Source organism: Chryseobacterium aquifrigidense (genome assembly GCF_006716485.1).
Classification (GTDB): Bacteria; Bacteroidota; Bacteroidia; order Flavobacteriales; family Weeksellaceae; genus Chryseobacterium; species Chryseobacterium vietnamense.
In genome coordinates this window covers 227,479-247,930 of the sequence record NZ_VFPD01000003.1, presented here as the reverse complement: position 1 = coordinate 247,930, position 20,452 = coordinate 227,479, and the positions used below count along the sequence as shown (strand labels likewise).

General features: G+C 38.1%; 13 protein-coding genes. 3 read left to right on the top strand and 10 right to left on the bottom strand.

What is annotated here, in order from left to right:
* Nucleotides 1–495: 495 nt before the first annotated feature.
* The gene (locus tag FB551_RS19750) at nt 496–2,028 is read right to left on the bottom strand and encodes a M20/M25/M40 family metallo-hydrolase (RefSeq protein WP_142018643.1); all 1,533 of its coding nucleotides are present in this window, start codon (nt 2,026–2,028) and stop codon (nt 496–498) included.
* Between the two features lie 171 nt (nt 2,029–2,199).
* Between FB551_RS19750 and FB551_RS23560 the strand changes: the two genes are divergently transcribed.
* Together FB551_RS23560 and FB551_RS23555 are read left to right on the top strand one after the other, a co-directional pair.
* Nucleotides 2,200–2,358: a hypothetical protein gene (locus tag FB551_RS23560; RefSeq protein WP_226798742.1), complete on the top strand. Its 159-nt coding sequence runs from the start codon at nt 2,200–2,202 to the stop codon at nt 2,356–2,358.
* Nucleotides 2,327–2,503, top strand: a complete 177-nt coding sequence (locus FB551_RS23555) for a hypothetical protein (protein WP_226798741.1) — start codon at nt 2,327–2,329, stop codon at nt 2,501–2,503. Before FB551_RS23560 ends, FB551_RS23555 begins: the two co-directional genes overlap by 32 nt.
* A gap of 337 nt (nt 2,504–2,840) precedes the next feature.
* On the opposite strand, the gene map is transcribed toward FB551_RS23555, so the two are convergent.
* The gene (map, locus tag FB551_RS19740; protein WP_142018796.1) at nt 2,841–3,605 is read right to left on the bottom strand and encodes a type I methionyl aminopeptidase; all 765 of its coding nucleotides are present in this window, start codon (nt 3,603–3,605) and stop codon (nt 2,841–2,843) included.
* Between the two features lie 639 nt (nt 3,606–4,244).
* On the opposite strand from map, the gene FB551_RS19735 reads away from it, so the two are divergent.
* Nucleotides 4,245–4,655: a helix-turn-helix domain-containing protein gene (locus tag FB551_RS19735; RefSeq protein WP_047428043.1), complete on the top strand. Its 411-nt coding sequence runs from the start codon at nt 4,245–4,247 to the stop codon at nt 4,653–4,655.
* A gap of 142 nt (nt 4,656–4,797) precedes the next feature.
* Here FB551_RS19735 and FB551_RS19730 read toward each other — a convergent pair whose 3' ends face one another.
* The 8 genes from FB551_RS19730 to FB551_RS19695 form a co-directional block, all read right to left on the bottom strand.
* Complete coding sequence (locus FB551_RS19730; protein ID WP_047428048.1) at nt 4,798–5,193, bottom strand: hypothetical protein; 396 nt, start codon at nt 5,191–5,193, stop codon at nt 4,798–4,800.
* A 10-nt stretch (nt 5,194–5,203) separates the two neighbouring features.
* A complete protein-coding gene (locus FB551_RS19725; RefSeq protein ID WP_142018642.1) occupies nt 5,204–8,902 on the bottom strand; it encodes a DUF6443 domain-containing protein in 3,699 nt (1,232 codons plus the stop codon).
* 10 nt (nt 8,903–8,912) lie between these two features.
* Nucleotides 8,913–11,762 carry a hypothetical protein gene (locus FB551_RS19720; protein WP_142018641.1) on the bottom strand — a complete coding sequence of 950 codons (2,850 nt, stop codon included), beginning with the start codon at nt 11,760–11,762 and terminating at the stop codon, nt 8,913–8,915.
* Between the two features lie 4 nt (nt 11,763–11,766).
* Nucleotides 11,767–13,395, bottom strand: coding sequence for a T9SS type A sorting domain-containing protein (locus tag FB551_RS19715; RefSeq protein ID WP_142018640.1), 1,629 nt, complete (start codon nt 13,393–13,395; stop codon nt 11,767–11,769).
* 277 nt (nt 13,396–13,672) lie between these two features.
* The gene (locus tag FB551_RS19710) at nt 13,673–15,130 is read right to left on the bottom strand and encodes a TolC family protein (RefSeq protein WP_142018639.1); all 1,458 of its coding nucleotides are present in this window, start codon (nt 15,128–15,130) and stop codon (nt 13,673–13,675) included.
* Nucleotides 15,102–18,293, bottom strand: coding sequence for an efflux RND transporter permease subunit (locus FB551_RS19705; RefSeq protein WP_142018638.1), 3,192 nt, complete (start codon nt 18,291–18,293; stop codon nt 15,102–15,104). Before FB551_RS19705 ends, FB551_RS19710 begins: the two co-directional genes overlap by 29 nt.
* A gap of 21 nt (nt 18,294–18,314) precedes the next feature.
* A complete protein-coding gene (locus FB551_RS19700) occupies nt 18,315–19,397 on the bottom strand; it encodes an efflux RND transporter periplasmic adaptor subunit (protein ID WP_047428612.1) in 1,083 nt (360 codons plus the stop codon).
* A 148-nt stretch (nt 19,398–19,545) separates the two neighbouring features.
* Nucleotides 19,546–19,932, bottom strand: a complete 387-nt coding sequence (locus FB551_RS19695) for a hypothetical protein (RefSeq protein WP_047428064.1) — start codon at nt 19,930–19,932, stop codon at nt 19,546–19,548.
* Nucleotides 19,933–20,452 lie beyond the last annotated feature (520 nt).

Sequence of the window (20,452 nt, the reverse complement as noted above, 5' to 3'; positions counted from 1 at the left end):
TTCGCAAAGGCACTTCGTTCAGCAAAGAACTCAGTTTACATATTACTGAGGGAAACACCTCTGCGGTTGTTTTTTTTAATAATAAAATATCTTAGCAACCATCAATCATTATTAACGCTAAGGTTCGCAAGGTCTGTTGGATAACGTTTTATATTTTGTTCGCAAAGGCACTTCGTTCAGCAAAGAACTCAGTTTACATATTACTGAGGGAAACACCTCTGCGGTTGTTTTTTTTAATAATAAAATATCTTAGCAATAGTCAATCATTATTAACGCTAAGGTTCGCAAGGTTTGTTGGGTAACGTTTTATATTTTGTTCGCAAAGGCACTTCGTTCAGCAAAGACATGCCTTATCATTGCTGAGTGAAGCGCCTCTGCGATCGAAAGAAATTAAACATCATAAAAAACTTTGCGAACGCTGCGTTTAATAATATGCGAACTTATATTAAAATTTACAAGCCAGCGAATTGACCATTCACAATTCACAATTGACATTTATTTATCATAATTCTTCATGATGTATTCAAAGTAATGGATCATTTTCAGATAGTTTTCAATACTAAGATATTCATTGGTGCTGTGAATACTTTGCTGTTCGGCACTGTTGATCTTAATCGGCATGAATCTGTAAACGTTTTTGCTTACAATTTCATATTTACCGGCATCAGTTCCAGCCATGGTAAGATATGGAGTAACAATAGCTCCGGGATGAATTTCTTTCACTCCTGCTTCTATTATTTTAAAAGCTCTTGTATTGGTTGGAGAAATAGCAGAGGCTTCTCTTGTATTATCAATTTCTTCTACTTCAACATCAAAACCTTCAGTGGCTTTAGCAATGTGATCTCTTACATCTTTCACCGAATTTCCGGGAAGTAACCTGAAATTAACTACAAATTCCACTTCGGGAGAAAGTACATTGGTACCATCACTTCCCTTCATCATCGTTAAAGCTGTTGTGGTTCTAACCAATGCATTGGTTGTATTATTTTTGGTAAGCTGGGAAATCAATACCGGTTTTAAAAGCCATTGATTCGCCAATGCCATTCTTGTGGTAAAAGGCATTTCACCTCCGATATTATTAAAAAATTCTTTGATTAAAGGGGTAATAACAGGCTTCATCTGGTGATCTTCCAGACGCTGCATGATAACGGCTGCTTTTCCGATTGCGCTTTCCATAGGAGGCATAGAAGAGTGTCCGCCCAGCCCTTTTACTTTGATTTTTGCAGAAAGAAAACCTTTTTCTGCACATCCTACTACGGCAACATCTGTATCAATTCCGGCTACATTTCCTTTTCTCATAATCAATCCGCCTTCGTCATAGACCGCATCGAACTTCAATCCATTTTTCTTAAAATAATCAGCAATCTGCATCGCTCCTTTTTTTCCGCCTACTTCTTCATCAAAACCAAAAGCCAGATAAATATCACGCTGTGGAATCTGTTTGTTTTTGATCATAGAATTCATGGATTCCATTAAAGAAAAGAGCATTCCTTTCATGTCTATGGCACCTCTTCCGTAGATTCTTCCGTTGGCAACAGCTCCTGAAAAAGGGGCAAAATCCCAATCTTCAGCTACTTTTGAAACAGGCTCGGACGGGTTATCATCGGGACGGAATATATTTTCTTGGTTATTTTTAATATCAGCATCTCCGGGAGGAACTACATCCATATGAGAAAGGAATAAGATGGGTTCCAGAGCAGGATTGCTTCCTTTAAGTCTGAACACCAATCCGTATTGGTTTACCTCAACATTTTCTGTGTTCTGATAGACTAACGGATAAGAAGCTTTTAAATAGGTTTTGAACTGTTCAAACGGTGCATAATCAAATTCACCCAAACTACCTGTAGAAACGGTGGGTACTTTTATTCCTCCTGAAAGTCTCATGACTGCAGAATCATTTTTTACAGGTTTCCAGCCCTCACCTGCGCCAATAGTATTTTTCTTAAACGGATAGGTGTAGGTTTTGATCAATACTACAGCAGCCAGAATGACTACGATTCCCAAAAGGATTAAAAGAAATTTTTTCATAGCGGATAGTTTGTGAAGTGATTTTATTCTATAAATATAAAAAAGTATTTCATGCCTGACAATTTAAAACCCGGCTTTTTCAATCAACAAATCCAGCCCTTTAACAATTTTAAATTAATTAATCATGTCCCTTTGATAAAAACAAGATCGTCATTGGAATAAAGAAAAAAAATGAAGAATATTCTGCACGTTATCTCCAGCGCAAGAGGAGATCTGTCTTACAGCATAGGGCTCAGTTCAGCTCTTTCGTATACCAATAGCATTGTGAGTGAAATCCGTGAAGCAGATATTATTGTTATTGGAACACTGGAATCGTGTGGGACAGTTTAAAGATAAAAAAGTATATCTCGCTGTTGCTTCGGGCGGTAGAAGTGCTGAAGATGCTCCGGATTATATTGCTGCTTATCTCAAAGATGTTTTCAGAAATTATACGGGAACTACTGATGTGGAAACCTATTGTATTGAAGGACTATGAAAAATGGTTTTACAGCGGATTAGGAAAGTATTCTGAAAGAGTTTTGATGGTGGATAATAGGGTTTGTTTTTAACGCAAAGTTTTCAATTATTAATATTGAAGATAAGGGAGCAAAGGAAGAATCAACAAGTTGATTGGATGAAGCTTTGTGATTTTAGTAATGTTATTAATTTGCCTTTAATGCAAGGGCACGAAGGTTTTTTAATATTGCTTTGTTTTATAAGGCGCAAGAACATTTCGCTTGCGCTCAATGTGAGATTTTCAGCAAGGAAGTTATGATAGAATTGTGCCTTATAAAACTATTACTATACATGTGTTTGTGATAAACCTACCTCTTCTAATTCAGGATTTCATTCATTTCGGTTAAAATGATAGGTTTTCCATCTGTGATTACGATGGTATGTTCGTGCTGGGCCATATAACCGCCTTTATTGCCTACCATGGTCCACCCGTCTTTTAATTCTACAGCGATATTGGAGTCGGTGGAAATAAATGTTTCAATAGCCACCACAGAATTTTTCTTGAAACGCCTGATATCATAGCGGTTTCTGTAGTTCAGCAATTCATCAGGCTGTTCGTGTAAGCTTCTCCCTACTCCATGGCCTGCAAGATTCTTAATAACTTTAAGGCCTCTTTTCTTTGCTTCTGTTTCCATTAAATGTCCTATGTCTGCTATTTTGACACCGCCTTTGATATTATCGATAGCTTTTCTTAAAATATCTTTGGAAGCTTCCACCAATTTTTGATGTCCGTGAATATCTTCTCCGATCACGAAGGAACCTCCGTTATCTGCCCAATATCCGTCCAACTCTGCAGAAACATCAATATTGATCAGATCGCCTTCTTTCAAAATCCTTTGATCTGTTGGAATCCCGTGACAGAATTCATTGTCCACGCTGATACACGTCCAGCCTGGAAATCCATATGTAAGGTAAGGGGCTGATTTTGCTCCGAAGCCTTCCAGTATTTTGGCTCCATATTCGTCCAGATCTTTGGTGGTCATGCCGGGTTCGGCGTAATCCATCATCTTCTTCAGCGTATAGGCAACAGCTTCGCTTACTTTTTGCATTCCGAGCATCTGATCTTCGTTGGTGATTGACATCGTTTTGTTTTGATTGTTATTGAGAACTACAAAGTTAGGAAATTTAAATATTACCGTATGCCCTGTTTCCATTACTTACATCTATTTATTGAAAAAATAGTGATTACCCCCTTCACCAACCCCCTCTACCCCCTTGGGTAAGGGGGTAGATCCAGTTATACAAGGGGCTAAAGGGTGTTCCATAACGGTCTCCAGCTACTTGAATAAGGGGTGACAAGCACTTATAGAACGGTATGGAGACAGTTAAGGAAGGGGTGACAGGCTTTTCCGAAGGGGCTAAAGAGGGTTCACTAACGGTCTCCAGCTACTTGAATAAAAGGCTATAGGGACTTATGAAAACGGTTGAGACGGTTGTAAAGTAGTGATACCTATTTGATAAAGTGTCCAGAGATACTTACAATAGTGTCTGAAGGCATTTCTTAAATGTCTGGAGCCAGTTTACAAAATGGTTATAGCAAATTAATGAGCGGCTACGGACACTTACTGGAGTGACTGAAAGCACTTCCGAAGCTGTTGAAAACAGTTTATAAACTAGTTCCCGACACTTTAATACGTATGACCGGAATATTTTACCGGATATTTTTTAACCTTTACTTTACAGAATGTATTATCTTTGAATCTTCACAAATTGATTAAAGAATGGACTACAAAATACATCAGGGAAGAAATGTAAAACGTTTCAGAGAAATGCTGGGCATCAAGCAGGAAGCATTGGCGCTGGACTTAGGTGAAGACTGGAACCAAAAAAAGATCTCTTTACTTGAACAAAAAGAAACCATCGAAAACCAGCTACTCGAAAAAATATCCGAAGTACTGAAAATTCCCGTAGAAGCTTTTCAGAATTTTGATGAGGAGCAAGCTGTGAATATTATAGCGAACACTTTTTCTTTAGATAATGGTTCAATATTCAATGCCCATAATACTAATCCTATATTCAATCCAGTAGAAACTATCCTTAAACTTCACGAAGAAAAAATAGCATTATACGAGCGTATGCTGAAGGAAAAGGATGAAATGATGAGCAGACTGGAAAAGCTGCTTGATAAATAATAGAGCTTATAAAAAATACACTTTTAATAAAACGAAAAACCACTGCTGAGCAGTGGTTTTGTTTATTTGTGGGCACGAGCGGGGAAAATTACTAATAAATCTGGCATTGAATACCAATGCCCTAATTTAAACTTAGTAATTATTAAAATGTATTTTTTAAAGATCCCAGATAAATACCAAAAATAATAAACACAGGAAATGAAATAAAAACATAAGTGATTAATAAAATATCAGCAATAGTTTTTTTTGTTTTACTAAATTTTTGCACTTTTTCATTAATTTCTTCATAAGAAGTAAATTTCCAATATCTTAATCCTAAAAATAAAATAATTGGCAAGCAATAAATTATTAAAACATATTTGTTTGATGGTCCTAAATTAGTATTAAAATATTTATCTGATACAATAATAAAAAACACCAAATTCCAACAAAGCATAGCGCATGTTAAAATAATTCCAGATCCCTTATGTGTACCATCTTTTTCAAATTGATGATAAAAATTTGTAAATTGATAGTATAAATAATCAATGATTATCATATATAATTTTTTAATAGCCTATGGCTGAGTTAAATTTTCTTTGTTCTTCTGCTCTCACACCGTCGTTGTAGTATTTATTCACTGCTCCTTCAATATGCTGCCCAATATCTTTTCCTGTTACTAATGTTGTAATTCCATTTGCAAGAAAATAAGTTCCTGCTATAGCTTGACCCCACCCTGTTGGCGAAACAGCCAATACAGACATTACTGTATCTAATGAGTTAGACATATTTACACCGTTTTCGGTCATATCATAAATACCTAAAGCTATACCTGCTCCACCTAAAACTCTTCCAGCATATTTAGTTCCAGCAGCTAATCTTTGTGCATTTTTAACACTTACTTCCATCAATGGTACATATATTTTTCTTGAGCCTAATATCTTTGGTAATGCTTTTTCAAAAACTAAATTGGTGGTAGAATAAGCTTCCCCAGCTCCATATAAAACAGCTCTATCTGCAGCAGGCTGAAAAACAAATTTATTGGCAGAAAAAGCATATCCAGACCATGCTCTAAATTTCTGTGAGGTTTTATGGATATCAGAATCATACTCATAAGAGTTTAACTTTAACATATGAGCCACCATTTCCTGTGCTGTATTTGCATCTCCTGGCTTCCCAAGTGTCCACCAAGATATAGAAAGTCCTGAAAGAGTTCCTCCTTTTTTAAAATAATCTAACATCGCAGATGCTAGATCTCCTCTAAAAGTATAACCACTTCCTGAACCTCCATGATCTCCACCCCACATTGTTTTTAAATTACCACCAAATCCTGCACTTTCATAAGAACTGCCAAACCAGCTGCTTCCATATAATGTCGTATTCTGATCAAAATTCCAGAATAAGGCAGAATCATGCTCCCTCTGTGAGGCGGACACATTCTGTCTTCCATCCGGATCAATAAACATCACAGGATTATTATAAGCATAGGCATAGGTACTCCATCCTCTGGATGTTTCTGCCAGCGGATCTATCACACCCCATCTTCCAAGGTCCGGCATATACATTCTTGCCCCATAATCATACATTCCGCTTTCCTGAAGCTCCTTACCATTATATTTGTACTGGTAGGCATTCTGAGTGGTAGCGGTATAATTATGCATCATCCCGAAAGGATAATAGTTATTCACTTCTACAATTTCCCCCGGTTTCCAGTCATCAATACAGAATTTCCCTGTACAAATGGAGGCATAGTACCTTCTTGGCTGGATGATCCCGTCCTTATTGGTGTCTGTATAGCTAAGTCTTACATTTCCGAGATGATCTGTATAGTTATAAACATAGCGTTCATTCAGTACATCATAATATCCTTCTGCTGTGGGAATAATTCTCAGTTTCAAAACCGGGATCTCATTCGGATCAGGCTGGAAAATTCCTTCTCCATTCCATGATTCTATGAGGAATGTAGATTTATACTGAAAACCATCCAGATAATCTGTTTCTATATCTCCAAAGAGCTTCTTTACCTTTACACCATCCGCTCTGTAAGTATATTGGGTTACTTTAGCGTTTTGGGTAATTTGTTGCGGTAAATTTAGATAATTATATTGAATGGCAGAAATACCTTTATCAGGATTGCTGATCATATTTCCGTTTCCGTCTGAGCTGTCATTATCATAGCCTATGATTCCGGGATTAGCCATATAAGGATAACCTGATGGGTTCTGTTGCTCATCGGTAACCCTGATCAGTTTATTTCCTGTGTAATCGTACTTCAGATTATCTATGGCCAGAGCTGTTGTATTTCCAATGACCAGTTCTCCAGATCTTTTCAGTCTCGTGATATTTCCGTTCAGATCATATTCCATACTTTCAAAATACTCTTTCGCCGTTTCTTTTCCTGCTTTTTGGTAAAAGCCTGCAGAAAGTCTGTTTAAAGCATCGTAAGAATAACTGTATCTTTTCAGAGGCTCATTTTCTTCCGTCAGAGTCTTCCAGGATACTTCGGCAATGTTTCCATTAAACCTTGGCTTTACCTTCAAATTAGGATAATCAGGATTAGGAGTTTCTAGCCCTTCTACCTGGTTATAGTTCATCTTATATCCAAAAAGATCATTCCCAAGATTAGCAGGATCATTGATCTGAGTCATCCACCCCCGGATATTATACTGGTAGTCAATCGTCTGAAGAGGCTGGGATATCTGGGTTCCGCCCACTTTTTTATTTAAAAGCTGGGAAAGCTCGTTATAGGTATTTTGCGAAAGGATCTCTACTGCATTGTTATCAATCTGGTGTTTGTGTACCAGCAGTCTGCCCTGGCTGTCGTACTCATAATTTTGGGTAATGGTCTTTTCAGGATCACCCGTCAGTCTTTTATGGTAAGCTTTGGTTTGTTTAATAAGTCCTGCAAAATCGATTTCAGACTCAGTTCTGGTATATCCTCCCAAATGATTGATCGTGTGTGATCCTACTTCTCTTCCTTTGGTATCATACCAGATATAGTTCTTTGTCCAGCCATTATCTTCAATATTCCTTACATAAGCAGCTGTAGGCAGGGTTTTCGTGCTGATCACACTGTTTTGGGCATCCTGAGAAAGAATATCCTGCCCCATTACCTGAGTGGGCGCTACAGGAGTTCCAGCAGGATAGGTATCATAATAATTAACAGACAAAATACTTTCAGGAGTAAAATATACAGCTGTATAATAAATATTCATTCCATTCCTTACAAAACCTGTAGAATGGCGCGCATCATAAATAACCAAATCCTTGATCTGATTCTGTAATGTAGCCCTACTGTCATTAGAACTGAATATTCCTGTATAGACAATCCTTCCAAACTGATCATACTTGATCATCATCCATTTTCCAGATCCTCTCATATTAGCATCCTGGCTAAGCATAAGCCTGTCGGCTTTATCATACACCAGGTATTCCCAGCCCTTCCCAGGTAGTTTCTTTTCTACCAGTCTGTTCCAGCCGTCATAACGATATTGGTAGCAAAGATTATCCAGCGTGGATGCAGAAACCGCACCCGAAACAGAAGCCAACGGCGGAAGAGTATATGCCAATTGGTTGAATTCATTATACACATAATAGGTATCCGCTTTTTCGGTAGCGCTGAGCATTTTTCTGGCAAGAATCATTTGTCCCTGCTTGTTGGTAAACTCTATGGTAACATTACCGTCTTCATCAGTTACCATGTTTTTGGCTAAAGTATTAACAGCATAGTTTCCATTGTTGGAAAGAATACTGTTTGTTCTTCCTTCTACCCATGTGGTAGTCACGGTATATTTTGTGACCTCACCATCTTTGTTGGCATCATAAGAAAACAGGATAGGTTTATTACTCCAGGCATTTCCTAAAGGAACCTGCTGTTGTATTCTTTCCAACGGAGAGTTTTCCACGAGTTTCTCAGAATAGATCTTTTCATTGCCGTATAGAGAGGAGGCATTGGCAAGCGGAGAGGGGTAAAACGCACCGTTTTGTGTTCCTGTCTGTGGTATCGGAAGATAATCTTTTACCTGTCTTCCATAGTTATCATATTCTATATGGCTTACGATATCATTTCCCAAAGGAGAGGCTTTAATGGCTACGCCTTGTACCGGCCTTCCCCAACTGTCAAAATACTGTACGTTTTCTGAAGTTTTGGTACAATCGTTATTCAGACATGTTTTGCTGTAAATATAATTTTCAGAAGCCGTTAGGTTGGTCTGCGCAAAGCTGAATGTGACAAACAACAGACTGAGTATATTTAAAAAATTTTTCATGGTATGGTGCTTATTGTTTGTTGTGATACTGATATTCTTTTATGGTTTTATACGAGATGTTTCCTCCTGCATCTTTTTCCACTTTTTTTGCCTTCTTCAGTCTTCCTGCATCATCATATTCATACACTTCCCTGAAACCTGATGGTGGAGTTGTACTTGTCATCCCCACTAAAGGATCATAGGTATAAGTGGTGACAACATAATTTGCCAATGCCGGATTTTGCCTGAACGTATCAAGGGCATTAATAAGATTTTGTTCTGACTGTTGTGCAGTCATTCCCTGAGGCTGGATATAATCGTCATTGGAAGCATTTACAATAGCCGTGATAGCAGACTGCGGGATGTCGGATAACTTGGCTCTGTCTATTTTGGCAATGAGTTGTGTTTTATTATATCCATAAATAAAGGTCGTAGAAATTCCCACAGCAGATGTTATCTGCTGAAGATTTCCTTTATCATCATACAAATCAAATGTTCCGGTTTCCTTCTTAGAACCGTCTGCAATATTGGTTGCCAATACAGAGGTAGGCATCAGAAGGGAAGGATTATTGTACAATGTTTCTGCTCTGGACAGTATTTTCCCGTTTTTCTTTTCTTCTGTAATCACAGGAACCCCTGTCATGTATGCATTTTCAAGTTTCTGGTAAGCAGACATCCCTATCGGATAGGTATAAGTCTTTTCAGCAATGTCACTATCTGTAGTCATCTTTGTATAGATGGGTTTTAAGTTAGAACCGCTGACTGTAGTTTCAGATTTACTTTCCAAAAATCTTCCTCCAGGATAGAGCGCCTTATTGGTGTTGATGCTTTTCTTTATGTAGGCGGGTTTTGAAGTCATTTTGGAACCTGCTAAGAAGCTATATTCGTTATTGGAAAAATTATCCAGTTCATAATCATACAATTCTGTGGTCAGAAGGGTATTCTGATCATCATAATTTTCTTTTTTGGAAAGCAGTCCTCCTTTGGTGATATTGTAATAAGGCCAGTAATATTCAGGAGATGATCCTCCTACGGTTTGCTGTTTCGGATAATCATCTGGATTTTTAAATGTATAGCGTACAGACCCCTTACCCGCTTCTGAAACTTTTACATTTTTGTACAGCACATATGTAGTCCACAAACCGTCGTCAATGTCTCTCTCATTGTTAAATAAATATCCACTTGCACTGTCAGGCAGGTCAAAAGAATCATAAGTGTAATTTACAGTTCTCTGTGGAGCTGTATCATTGATATCTTTATAATACTTAATATTTTTTATCCTCGAATGTACTCCAGATTTTCCATTTCTGAAAGGTCCCGGATATACCTTTACTTCCGAACTGCCGAAAGTTCCATTGGCTTTTGCTTCTCCTGTGCGGACGATTTCCAGGGTATAATCTCCCGGATAAGCATTCAGATTATATATTTGATTGTAGAGATTATAAGTAATGGTAAAGGTGGGAATAATAACTTCAGTTCCTCTTTTTAAGGTAATCTTCAGGTTATGTTCTTTAGGTTTGAATGGTGGTGGTGGTGGATCAGGACGTTCATAATCTGTAATATTGAGGACAAATCTGAAGTTTTTCTTTACCTGCTGATTTCCAGGGATATTGAAGTTATAAACCAGAGATTGGGTGGTATTAATCGTACCACTGTTAATAGCAGAAAAATACTGAATATTGGGGTAAGATATCTCACTGGTTCCTACAAGACCGGCAAGAAATGCAGGATCATTAAAATTAAAATACAGTTCTCCAGGTTCATAGTTATATTCAGCGACCCCACCTGTTGGAGATATCATTTTTTTCAATGATCCATCCCCTGAAGGATAGGTGTACACAAAAGTGTTCTTTTCTATAGGAGTCCCGCTTTTATCATTTTTAATAACAGAATTCAATATCCTTTTCTTTTGTGCAGCGGCAGTTCCTACAGAAAGCATGGTGTAATTAAATGCATAAGAATACAACGTTTCTCCGGCAGGATTTTTCATGTATATTTTCTGTAAACTATAGGGATCACTGGTAGCCTCTGCATTTGCATCTTTATTTTCCAGCGTTTCATCATATACATAGTCAAATGCTACCTGCCCTTTGCGGCTGGTGATGCTTTTGATTTTATTCTGCTGAAAGATTAAGTATTGATTATTGGTTCCTTTGTATTTTGTTTTTTTATCATAGGTTACCGCTGCTGTTTCTACCCCGATAGGATTCAGAATACGGGTAAGGTAATAAGCTGTTTTGTATTCATTCCCCATAAAAAACTCTCCACAGCTATATCTGGCAGCATCAAAATCTGTAAAAATATATTGGTATCCGTTATCTGCGGTAATGGTAAAACTATCTGCTTTAAAAGTTGCCGTATTACTGTTTCTTACATAATCAATTTTGACATGGTTAGGGGTAAGATTAATGAGGGTAAACGTATTATTTACAATATCCCTTTTTATACTGAACTTTCCGGATAATCCCGGAAGATTATAGTAGTAGATATCATCAAATTCATTTTTCAGATAATTGGCAGAACCCGCATTATCATAGCATTCATCCAGTTCATTAATAATCTTTTTATAGATCACGGCAGCTCCAAAGAATGACCAGCCTGCTCCCACATCACTCGCTGTACTGGACTGATAAATACTTTCTGTATTATAACCTAATCCCATTGGCCATGCTGTATCATCTGAAAGCGGTGCATTCAGAAGAGGAAGTCCTATTTCAGGAAGCCCTGAGGATAATGACATGGGTACATCGGAATAACGGGACATGGCAGCCATGGATGGCGACGCAACAGGAGTCGTTACAACATCTCCCACATTTAGCTGAGAATATCCCTTTTGTACCATCATGGACAATAAGGATACTAGTATAACTTTTCTTCTCATCAGTTTATTTCTTAATTAATTTGGCATTTGCCGTTTTATTGGTATCAGTTTTTATCGTCACCAGATAAGCTCCCTGAACTAAAGGCTGGGTATTGATTTTGGTAACTTTATTCTTTGTTTTAATATTTTGAAGCTGCCTTCCACTCATATCATATAACAGAATATCTGCTTCTTTAAAATCGAAGCCGATTTCTACATAAGCGTAGTCAGAAACAGGGTTTGGATAGATTTTGATATCGTATTTTTCAATCAGCTGATCAACCTGTTTGTCTCCCAGCTTTACAATCTTCCAGTTTTCTTTACCTAATTCTTCTGCACTGGTTCCAGCGAGAATAATGGAACCGTCTCTGTTCAACTTTAAATCAGAAAGCCTTTCTTCTTTTTGTCTGGATTCTCCTTTTACATGTTTTCTCCACTGCTCATTTCCATTTTGGTCCAGATAAAGCATCCAGAAGGTTTCATCATCAGTTTCTATTCTTCCTTCGGCTTGAGTATATCCGCCTAATAGAATTCCTTTGGAAGATTGATCATCTGCAGAATGAAGAACGTTCATTCCCATCAGAATATCTCTGTTTTTGAAATTGTAGGATTTCTGCCACTGCTCTTCACCTCTTTCATTAAGAGCAATCAGCCAAAGATCTGTTCCTTCTTCAATGCCCACGGTTTTGTTTCCCGATCTTTCTGATCTTGATTCTCCACCAATGATAAAGCCAGTTGAAGTTAATGCCAGGGTTCTCAAATGATCATCTCCTTTACCTCCGAAGTTCTTCTCCCATTCTACTTTTCCGTTTTTGTCCAACTTGACAATCCAGTAGTCGCCCTCACCAAAGTTTTCAGTTTGTTTCGAGTTTCGGGATATGGGATTCGGGTTTTGAACGTTTGATGCAGAACCCGAACCTCGCATCCCGGAATCTTGTTCAGAACCCGAAACACGAACCTCGGAACTCCTTGAATAAATCCCAAGTAATGCCCCACCATCTTTTGTTGGAATCATCTTCTCTACTTCATCCAATCCTTTTCCACCTAAAATTAATTGGGAGAGTTCTTTTCCATCTTTATCAAGTTTTGTAATCAAAACATCTTTTGAACCGTATCCTTTGGGTGAGTTCTGTATATTTCCGGCTACAAAAAATCCTAAATCGGTAGTTTGAATAACAGATCTTGCTTCTTCATCAGAAGAACTTCCCAACGTTTTCTGCCATAGTTCATCACCAAATTCATTGATTCTGATCAACCAGATATCTGAACCGCCTTTGGAATCGTTTTTTTTATCTAATCCTTTTCCGGAATAAGATGTTCCGGCCAAAAGAAATCCGCCATCCTGAGTAGTAACAGTCGCCGACAGATAATCATGATTTGATCCTGAGAAATATTTTTCCCAAACCTCCTGTCCCTGTTGGTTCAGTTTGACCAGATGAAAATCATAACCGTTGTTTTGCTTACTGCCTGAAGCCTGTTGCTTATTGCTTTGAATAGAACTTCCTGTGATCAGATACTGTTGATCTATGGTTGTAGTGACCTGGCTTAGAAAATCCTGGGTAGAGGATTGGATGTCTTTCTGCCACACCACTTCCTGAGCAGATACGCCCAGAATTGTGCATAAAGTGAATGCACTGAGATAAAGTTTTCTCATTCTCGTGTTGTCATTTTTTGAGTTAGTAATTAGTTTATTAAAACGAAGCGAATTTAACACTTTTTAAGATACGAAAATCACAATATTTCAACCTTCTATAAATCATACTATTAATAATCAAATTTCCTTTATATTGTATTACAATTTATCTTATTATGATGCAAAAATATTTACTCACAGCGACAGAACCTGTCGTGTTAAAAAGAAAAAAGGGCCAACTCAAAAGAATTGACCCTTCCAAAAAACATTAACTGTTTATTGATAGAATTATGATGTTTTATTTCCAGCCTCCACCTAAACTTTTATAGATGTCGACTACAGTACTGAGCTGTTTTTGTTTTGCTTCGATAAGCTCCATTTTGGCATCCAATGCATCTCTCTGGTTCAAAAGAACTTCAAGATAATCTGCTCTGGAATTACGGAACAACTGATTGGCAATATCAATAGACTGATCCAGGGCTTTCGTTTCCTGTGATTTCAACTGATAATACTGATCAATATTTTTAACCTTCGACATCAGATTGGCAACGTCCAGATAAGCGTTCAAAATGGTTTTATCATATTCGTACAATGCCTGAACCTGTTTTGCATCTGCAGTCTGGAAATTAGCTTTTATTGCACTCTTATTAATAAGTGGTCCTGCTAATTCACCCACAAGATTATATGCTATTGATTCCGGTAATTTAACAAGATAGGATGGTTTGAAAGCTTCTAACCCTAAGGTTGCAGAAATTTCCAAAGAAGGATAAAATTCTTTTCTTGCAGCTTCTACATCCAGTTTTGAAGCCTTTAATTCCAGTTCTGCCCGTTTGATATCAGGACGGTTGGCTAATAACTGAGACGGGATTCCGGTATATACTGTAGGAGGAATTGTAGACATAAAGTTTTCCTTTGTTCTCACAATCGGTTGTGGATATCTTCCCAGAAGAGCATTGATTTCGTTTTCCTTCTCAGTAATTTGCTGACGGATTGTATATTCGGCTGCTTTGGATTTCGCAAGTTCTGCTTCAAATTTTTTCACAGCAAGCTCCGTCGCAGCAGCGGCTTCTTTCTGAATTTTGGAAATTTCAAGTGCTCTCTGCTGAAGCTTGATATACTGTTGTATAATATCCAATTGATTATCAAGTGCCAATAACTCATAATAATTATCTGCTACTTCTTCAATAAGATTAGACAAAACAAAGTTTTTCCCTTCTACTGTAGAAAGATAATGGGCTACTGCAGATTCCTTCTCCGTTCTGAGCTTTTTCCAGATATCAATCTCCCAGCTTGCATTTAATCCTGCTTCAAAATTTCCAAGCGGATCCGGCATTTCTTTTCCAGGTTCAATTTGTGTTGTTGCATCACCTGCTCCTTCACTGGTATAACGACCTGCTTTTTTTAATCCTGCTCCTATTCCCGCAGAGACAGTTGGAGTCAATCTTCCTTTTTTAGCTAAAACACCACTTTTAGCAATTTCAATCTCTTGAAGCGTGATCAGGAGCTCCTGATTATTTTTTAAAGCCGTTTCAATCAGCGTTACAAGGTTAGGATCTGTAAAGAACTGTCTCCACGGAGTAGTTCCGGTATTATTGTTAGCATCCTGCTGTTCTTCCTGATTAAAATTTTGAGGAATATTTTCTTTTACCTCGTCTTTTATGACAGTCGCCATTGGCGCCTTACAGCTTGCAAGTACAAGCGATAAGGCAATGGCTGTGATTATATTTTTAGTCTTCGAATTTTCCATCATGTTCATAAGGTTCAGTTTGTTCTGTTAAAGGATTCTCTTCTTCATATCTGGCCAATCGTGACTTATCAGCAATTGTTCCGAAGATATAATACAGTCCGGGGATAATCATCAATCCGAAAATAGTCCCGATTAACATTCCTCCTGCTGCTGCAGTACCAATGGTTCTGTTACCAACTGCTCCCGGTCCTGTTGCGATCACAAGAGGAATCAACCCCGCAATGAAGGCAAATGATGTCATCAAAATCGGGCGGAAACGAATGGCAGCACCTTCAATAGCCGCTTTTGCTACAGGAATTCCCTCTTCAGCTTTCTTCTGTACAGCAAACTCGACAATTAATACCGCATTTTTACCCAAAAGTCCGATGAGCATGACCATGGCCACCTGTGCATAGATATTGTTTTCCAATCCTAAAAGCTTTAAGCATAAAAATGCTCCAAAAATACCTACCGGAAGAGATAAAATAACCGGCAGCGGAAGGATGAAACTTTCATACTGTGCGGAAAGAATCAGGTAAACAAACCCTAAACATACCAGGAAGATAAACACGGCTTCATTACCACGGCTTACTTCATCTTTAGAGATCCCTGCCCAGTCGATACCAAAACCTCTTGGAAGTGTTTTATCCGCAACTTCCTGAATCGCTTTGATCGCCTGGCCACTACTGTATCCTGGTGCCGGAGTTCCACTCACCTCGGCTGAGTTATACATATTATGTCTCGTGATCTCAGATAATCCATATACTTTTTCCAATCTCATAAAGTCTGAGTAGGGAACCATCTGATCTTTATCGTTTTTAACATACAGTTTCAACAGATCCGTTGGAAGGGCACGATATTGAGGTCCGGCCTGAACAATTACCTTATACGGTCTGTCAAAGCGGATGAAACTCGTTTCATAGTTGGAACCAATCAATGTAGATAGGTTATCCATTGCTTTTTCAATGGTCACTCCTTTTTGTTCTGCAAGATCATTATCAATCTTAAGCATATATTGCGGGAAACTTGCGGAATAGAAAGTAAATGCTGATCCCAATTCCGGACGTTTTTTAAGCTCCTTCACAAAATCGTTACTTACCTGTTCCATTTTATGATAGTCTCCACTTCCTGCCTTATCCAGCAAACGAAGTTCGAAACCTCCTGCGGCTCCATATCCCGGAACGGAAGGCGGCTGGAAGAATTCAATATTGGCTCCCGGAATATTTTTGGCCTTTTCTTCGAGCTTTTCAATGATTTCGGCAGCAGATTCTTTACGCTCCTCCCAGCTTTTCAGGTTGATCAGACAGGTTCCTGAGTTGGATCCGGTACCTTCAGTCAAAATCTCATATCCTGCTAAGGATGAAACAGATTGCACACCGTCAATGTCTTCAGATTCTCTCAAAAGTTCTCTTGCAATCTGATTGGTCCTTTCCAATGTGGACCCCGGAGGTGTCTGAATAATGGCATAAATCATCCCCTGATCTTCAGCCGGAATAAATCCTGAAGGTAAAGAATTGCTCAGGAAGAATGTACAGGCACAAAATGCTAATAACAAGGGTAATGTTATTGTCTTTTTCGTCACTGTTTTATTCAAAAGCTTCTCATATTTCCCGGCACCTTTTGTAAAGACATTATTGAACTTATCAAGGAAAATAGTAATCGGAGTTTTCTTTTTAGGTTTTCCGTGGTTATTTCTTAAGATCAGAGCACATAAAGCCGGTGTTAAAGTAAGTGCCACTACCCCTGATAAAATAATAGATGAGGCCATTGTAATAGAGAACTGACGGTAGAATACCCCAACCGGCCCGGACATAAATGCAATCGGAATGAATACCGATGCCATTACCAATGTGATTGCAATAATTGCTCCACTGATTTCATGCATTGCTTCTTCTGTGGCCTTCAATGGAGAAAGATGTTTTTCTTCCATCTTGGCGTGAACGGCTTCAATAACTACAATCGCGTCATCAACCACAACCCCGATCGCCATTACCAGCGCAAAGAGGGAAATCATATTCAGGGTAATTCCGAAAGCAGACATCACGGCAAATGTTCCTACCAATGAAACCGGAACGGCCAATGCAGGGATCAATGTTGAACGCCAGTCTCCAAGGAATAGAAATACTACGATAGCAACCAGAATGAAGGCTTCAAATAAAGTATGGATTACTTTTTCCATGGATGCATCCAGGAATCTTGATACGTCATAGCTGATATCATAATGCATTCCTTTCGGGAAGTTATTTTTTTCAAGATCCTTCATCAATGCTTTCACATTTTTGATAACGTCACTTGCATTGGATCCATAGGATTGTTTTACCGTGATCGCTGCTGAAGGTTTTCCGTTCAATGTGGAATAAATATCATACATGGAACTTCCAAACTCTATATCGGCAACATCTTTCAACCTTACAGACTCTCCATTCGGTTTTGCTTTTAAAATAATGTTTCCGTAATCTTTTTCATTATTGAAACGACCGGGATATTTTAATACATACTCGAAAGACTGAGAGCGCTTTCCTGAACTCTCCCCTGTTTTCCCGGGAGAAGCTTCCAAACTTTGCTCGTTCAGAGATTCCATTACTTCATCCGCTGAGATGTTATATGCTGTTAACCTGTCCGGTTTAAGCCAGATACGCATGGCATATTCACGGGTTCCCAGGATATCGGCAAAACCTACACCGCTTACCCTTCTCAATTCAGACATTACGTTGATATCTGCATAGTTGAAAAGGAATTTCTGGTCGGCTTTAGGATCATCACTGTACAGGTTAATATACATCAACATGTTGGGTTCTTCACGGGTGATCTTTACCCCTTCACGCACTACCAAAGGCGGAAGTTTATTGACCACTGAAGATACACGGTTCTGCACGTTTACTGCAGCTACGTTGGGGTCTGTCCCCAGATCAAATACAATCTGAATGGACGCTTCCCCGTCATTTCCGGCATCTGAGGTCATATATTTCATACCGGGAACTCCATTTAATCCTCTTTCCAAGGGGATGACTACGGATTTAATCAACAGTTCGTTGTTGGCTCCGGGATATTCCGCGGTGATATTTACTTTAGGCGGAGAAATGGATGGAAACTGGGTCACCGGAAGTTTCACCAATGACAATATTCCCATAAATACAATAATCAATGAGATTACTATAGACAGAACTGGTCTGCGAATGAATTTCTTAAACATACTGCTTCATTTTAGAGACCACTACTCTGCTTTTAATTTCAATGATTGAAGAACTTTCTTAGGATCCTGGAATTTTGTTTTCACTTTTTGATCATCCTTTACTTTCTGCACGCCTTCCAGAAGAATCTGATCTCCTTTTGAAATTCCTGATCCTACCACATACAAGTCCTGAAGTTCATAGGCTACTTTGATATTTCTGGATTTTGCCACTCCGTTTTTATCAATGACAAATACATATTTCTGATCCTGAATCTCATAGGTTGCTTTCTGTGGAATGATCAATGCATTATGAACCGGCATTGACATCTGCACTTTTCCGGTTTCTCCGTTTCTCAGAAGCTTGTCAGGATTAGGGAATTTCGCACGGAAAGCAATATTTCCAGTTTCATTATCAAATTCTCCTTCAATGGTCTGAATTTCTCCTTTTTGGGTATACATTTCTCCGTTTGCTGTAATCAGAGAAACCTGGTTACTTCCTCTGTCTGCAGCGTGAGTCTGATAGCTCAAATATTCAGGTTCAGAAACATTGAAATAGGTGTAGATACTGGTATTGTCTGATAACGAAGTCAACAGATCACCTTCATCTACAAGGCTTCCCAATTTCAGTGGAATTCTGTTAATAATCCCTGAAAACGGTGCTTTGATATCAGTAAAAGAAAGGTGGATCTGAGCCAGTTTCATTTCTGCATTGGCAGCATCCAGTTTGGCTTTTGCCATTGCTCTTTCATTTTTAGAAACGATGTTGTTTCCTGCCAGTGTACTGGCGTTTTTCAGCTCAATAGAAGCCTGTTCTACTTCAGCTTTTGCTTTTAATAATTCTGCCTGGTACAATTTAGGCATTATTCGGAACAATGTTTGTCCGGCCTGTACATATTGTCCTTCATCTACAAAGATTTTTTCCAGAAAGCCTTTTTCCTGAGCTCTCACTTCAATGTTTTTTACAGATTGGATCTGAGCAACATATTCTTTGTTGATTACGGTATCCATTACCACAGGGGACGTCACCGGATAGACGGTAACTTCTTCTTTTTCTTCTTTTTTCTTATTGCAGCCAACCGCCAACAGAAGGGCACTCAGCGCAATTCCCGAAGCAACTCTTTTTATCATAATTCTAGAGTTTATATAAATCGTTAATGTTTTGATAGAAATAAAAAACGGTAATAAAAGGGGTACGATGTGATGATTACCGGCATACACAACGCAAGTGCTTTCCACCCGGAATCAGGCAGAAAATAAATAGAACGGAGAATTTTTAAATTCTAATGGAACGGATAAGAATAAATCTTTTGGTGGCTAAACCAAGAACAAAGCCATGAATATCCGGTTTTGACCGTTTATAGCTTTTTAATCCAAAAATATAGACCAGACTGAAAACTCCGGCAATAACAACAATAGCCTGCCATACATCAGACAGCTGGAAATCATTTTCGGTAAGTTCTAAAGTGGAATTGTCTACACTATCGGCCATCTGCTGAACGGAAAGTTTTTCAAAAGTCTGATTCAGTCGGTTGGCTCTTTTGGGCATATGATGAGAAACATGACCGTTATAGTCGTTTCGGAGCGTTTTAACATCAAGTCTGCTTTCTACTACAAAGAGCAGAAAAAGACCGGTTAAAAAGTATACTATAAAGTTTCTCATTTTGAAGTTGCAAATGTACACCCAGATTATGATATTATCATCATGGATTAACAAAATTTAACTCTTCTTTAAAATACCTGAATCCAAAAATGTGATAAATATTAAATATTTCTTTTATTCAAGCGTATTCTGAGCAATTCTGACATCTCATCTGTGCATGTTTCAAATTTCAAAAAGTAAGCCACATTTGTTGATTTAAGGAAATTTTAATTTTAAAGCTGTTTCGTTTTTGAACATTTTAAACGGCCTGATTGTCTGTTTTGAAAATTTTTCTATTCCAACCTAAACTTTATCATAAATTATAATTATTAACATTTACTTATTGTTACTCTCTTTTTTTTGAATTATTTTTGCCGAAAATTAACACAACAAATGAAAAATGAAAAAAAACAACTTTATACTACTGAAAGCAAGTTCGTTAAAAACCCTGAATTAACAACTGTTATCCTTAATCTTCCACAATAATTATTACATTCCGTTTCGTGAATATTGCTTCAAAAAACAGTGAGTTAAATAACCT

What these genes read in the sequence shown, in the direction of transcription:
- FB551_RS19725 (WP_142018642.1), bottom strand. Translation starts at nt 8,902, where the DNA reads ATGAAAAATTTTTTAAATATACTCAGTCTGTTGTTTGTCACATTCAGC.
- FB551_RS19705 (WP_142018638.1), bottom strand. Translation starts at nt 18,293, where the DNA reads ATGTTTAAGAAATTCATTCGCAGACCAGTTCTGTCTATAGTAATCTCA.
- FB551_RS19730 (WP_047428048.1), bottom strand. Translation starts at nt 5,193, where the DNA reads ATGATAATCATTGATTATTTATACTATCAATTTACAAATTTTTATCAT.
- FB551_RS19710 (WP_142018639.1), bottom strand. Translation starts at nt 15,130, where the DNA reads ATGAACATGATGGAAAATTCGAAGACTAAAAATATAATCACAGCCATT.
- FB551_RS19735 (WP_047428043.1), top strand. Translation starts at nt 4,245, where the DNA reads ATGGACTACAAAATACATCAGGGAAGAAATGTAAAACGTTTCAGAGAA.
- FB551_RS19750 (WP_142018643.1), bottom strand. Translation starts at nt 2,028, where the DNA reads ATGAAAAAATTTCTTTTAATCCTTTTGGGAATCGTAGTCATTCTGGCT.
- FB551_RS19695 (WP_047428064.1), bottom strand. Translation starts at nt 19,932, where the DNA reads ATGAGAAACTTTATAGTATACTTTTTAACCGGTCTTTTTCTGCTCTTT.
- FB551_RS23560 (WP_226798742.1), top strand. Translation starts at nt 2,200, where the DNA reads ATGAAGAATATTCTGCACGTTATCTCCAGCGCAAGAGGAGATCTGTCT.
- FB551_RS19720 (WP_142018641.1), bottom strand. Translation starts at nt 11,762, where the DNA reads ATGAGAAGAAAAGTTATACTAGTATCCTTATTGTCCATGATGGTACAA.
- FB551_RS19715 (WP_142018640.1), bottom strand. Translation starts at nt 13,395, where the DNA reads ATGAGAAAACTTTATCTCAGTGCATTCACTTTATGCACAATTCTGGGC.
- map (WP_142018796.1), bottom strand. Translation starts at nt 3,605, where the DNA reads ATGTCAATCACCAACGAAGATCAGATGCTCGGAATGCAAAAAGTAAGC.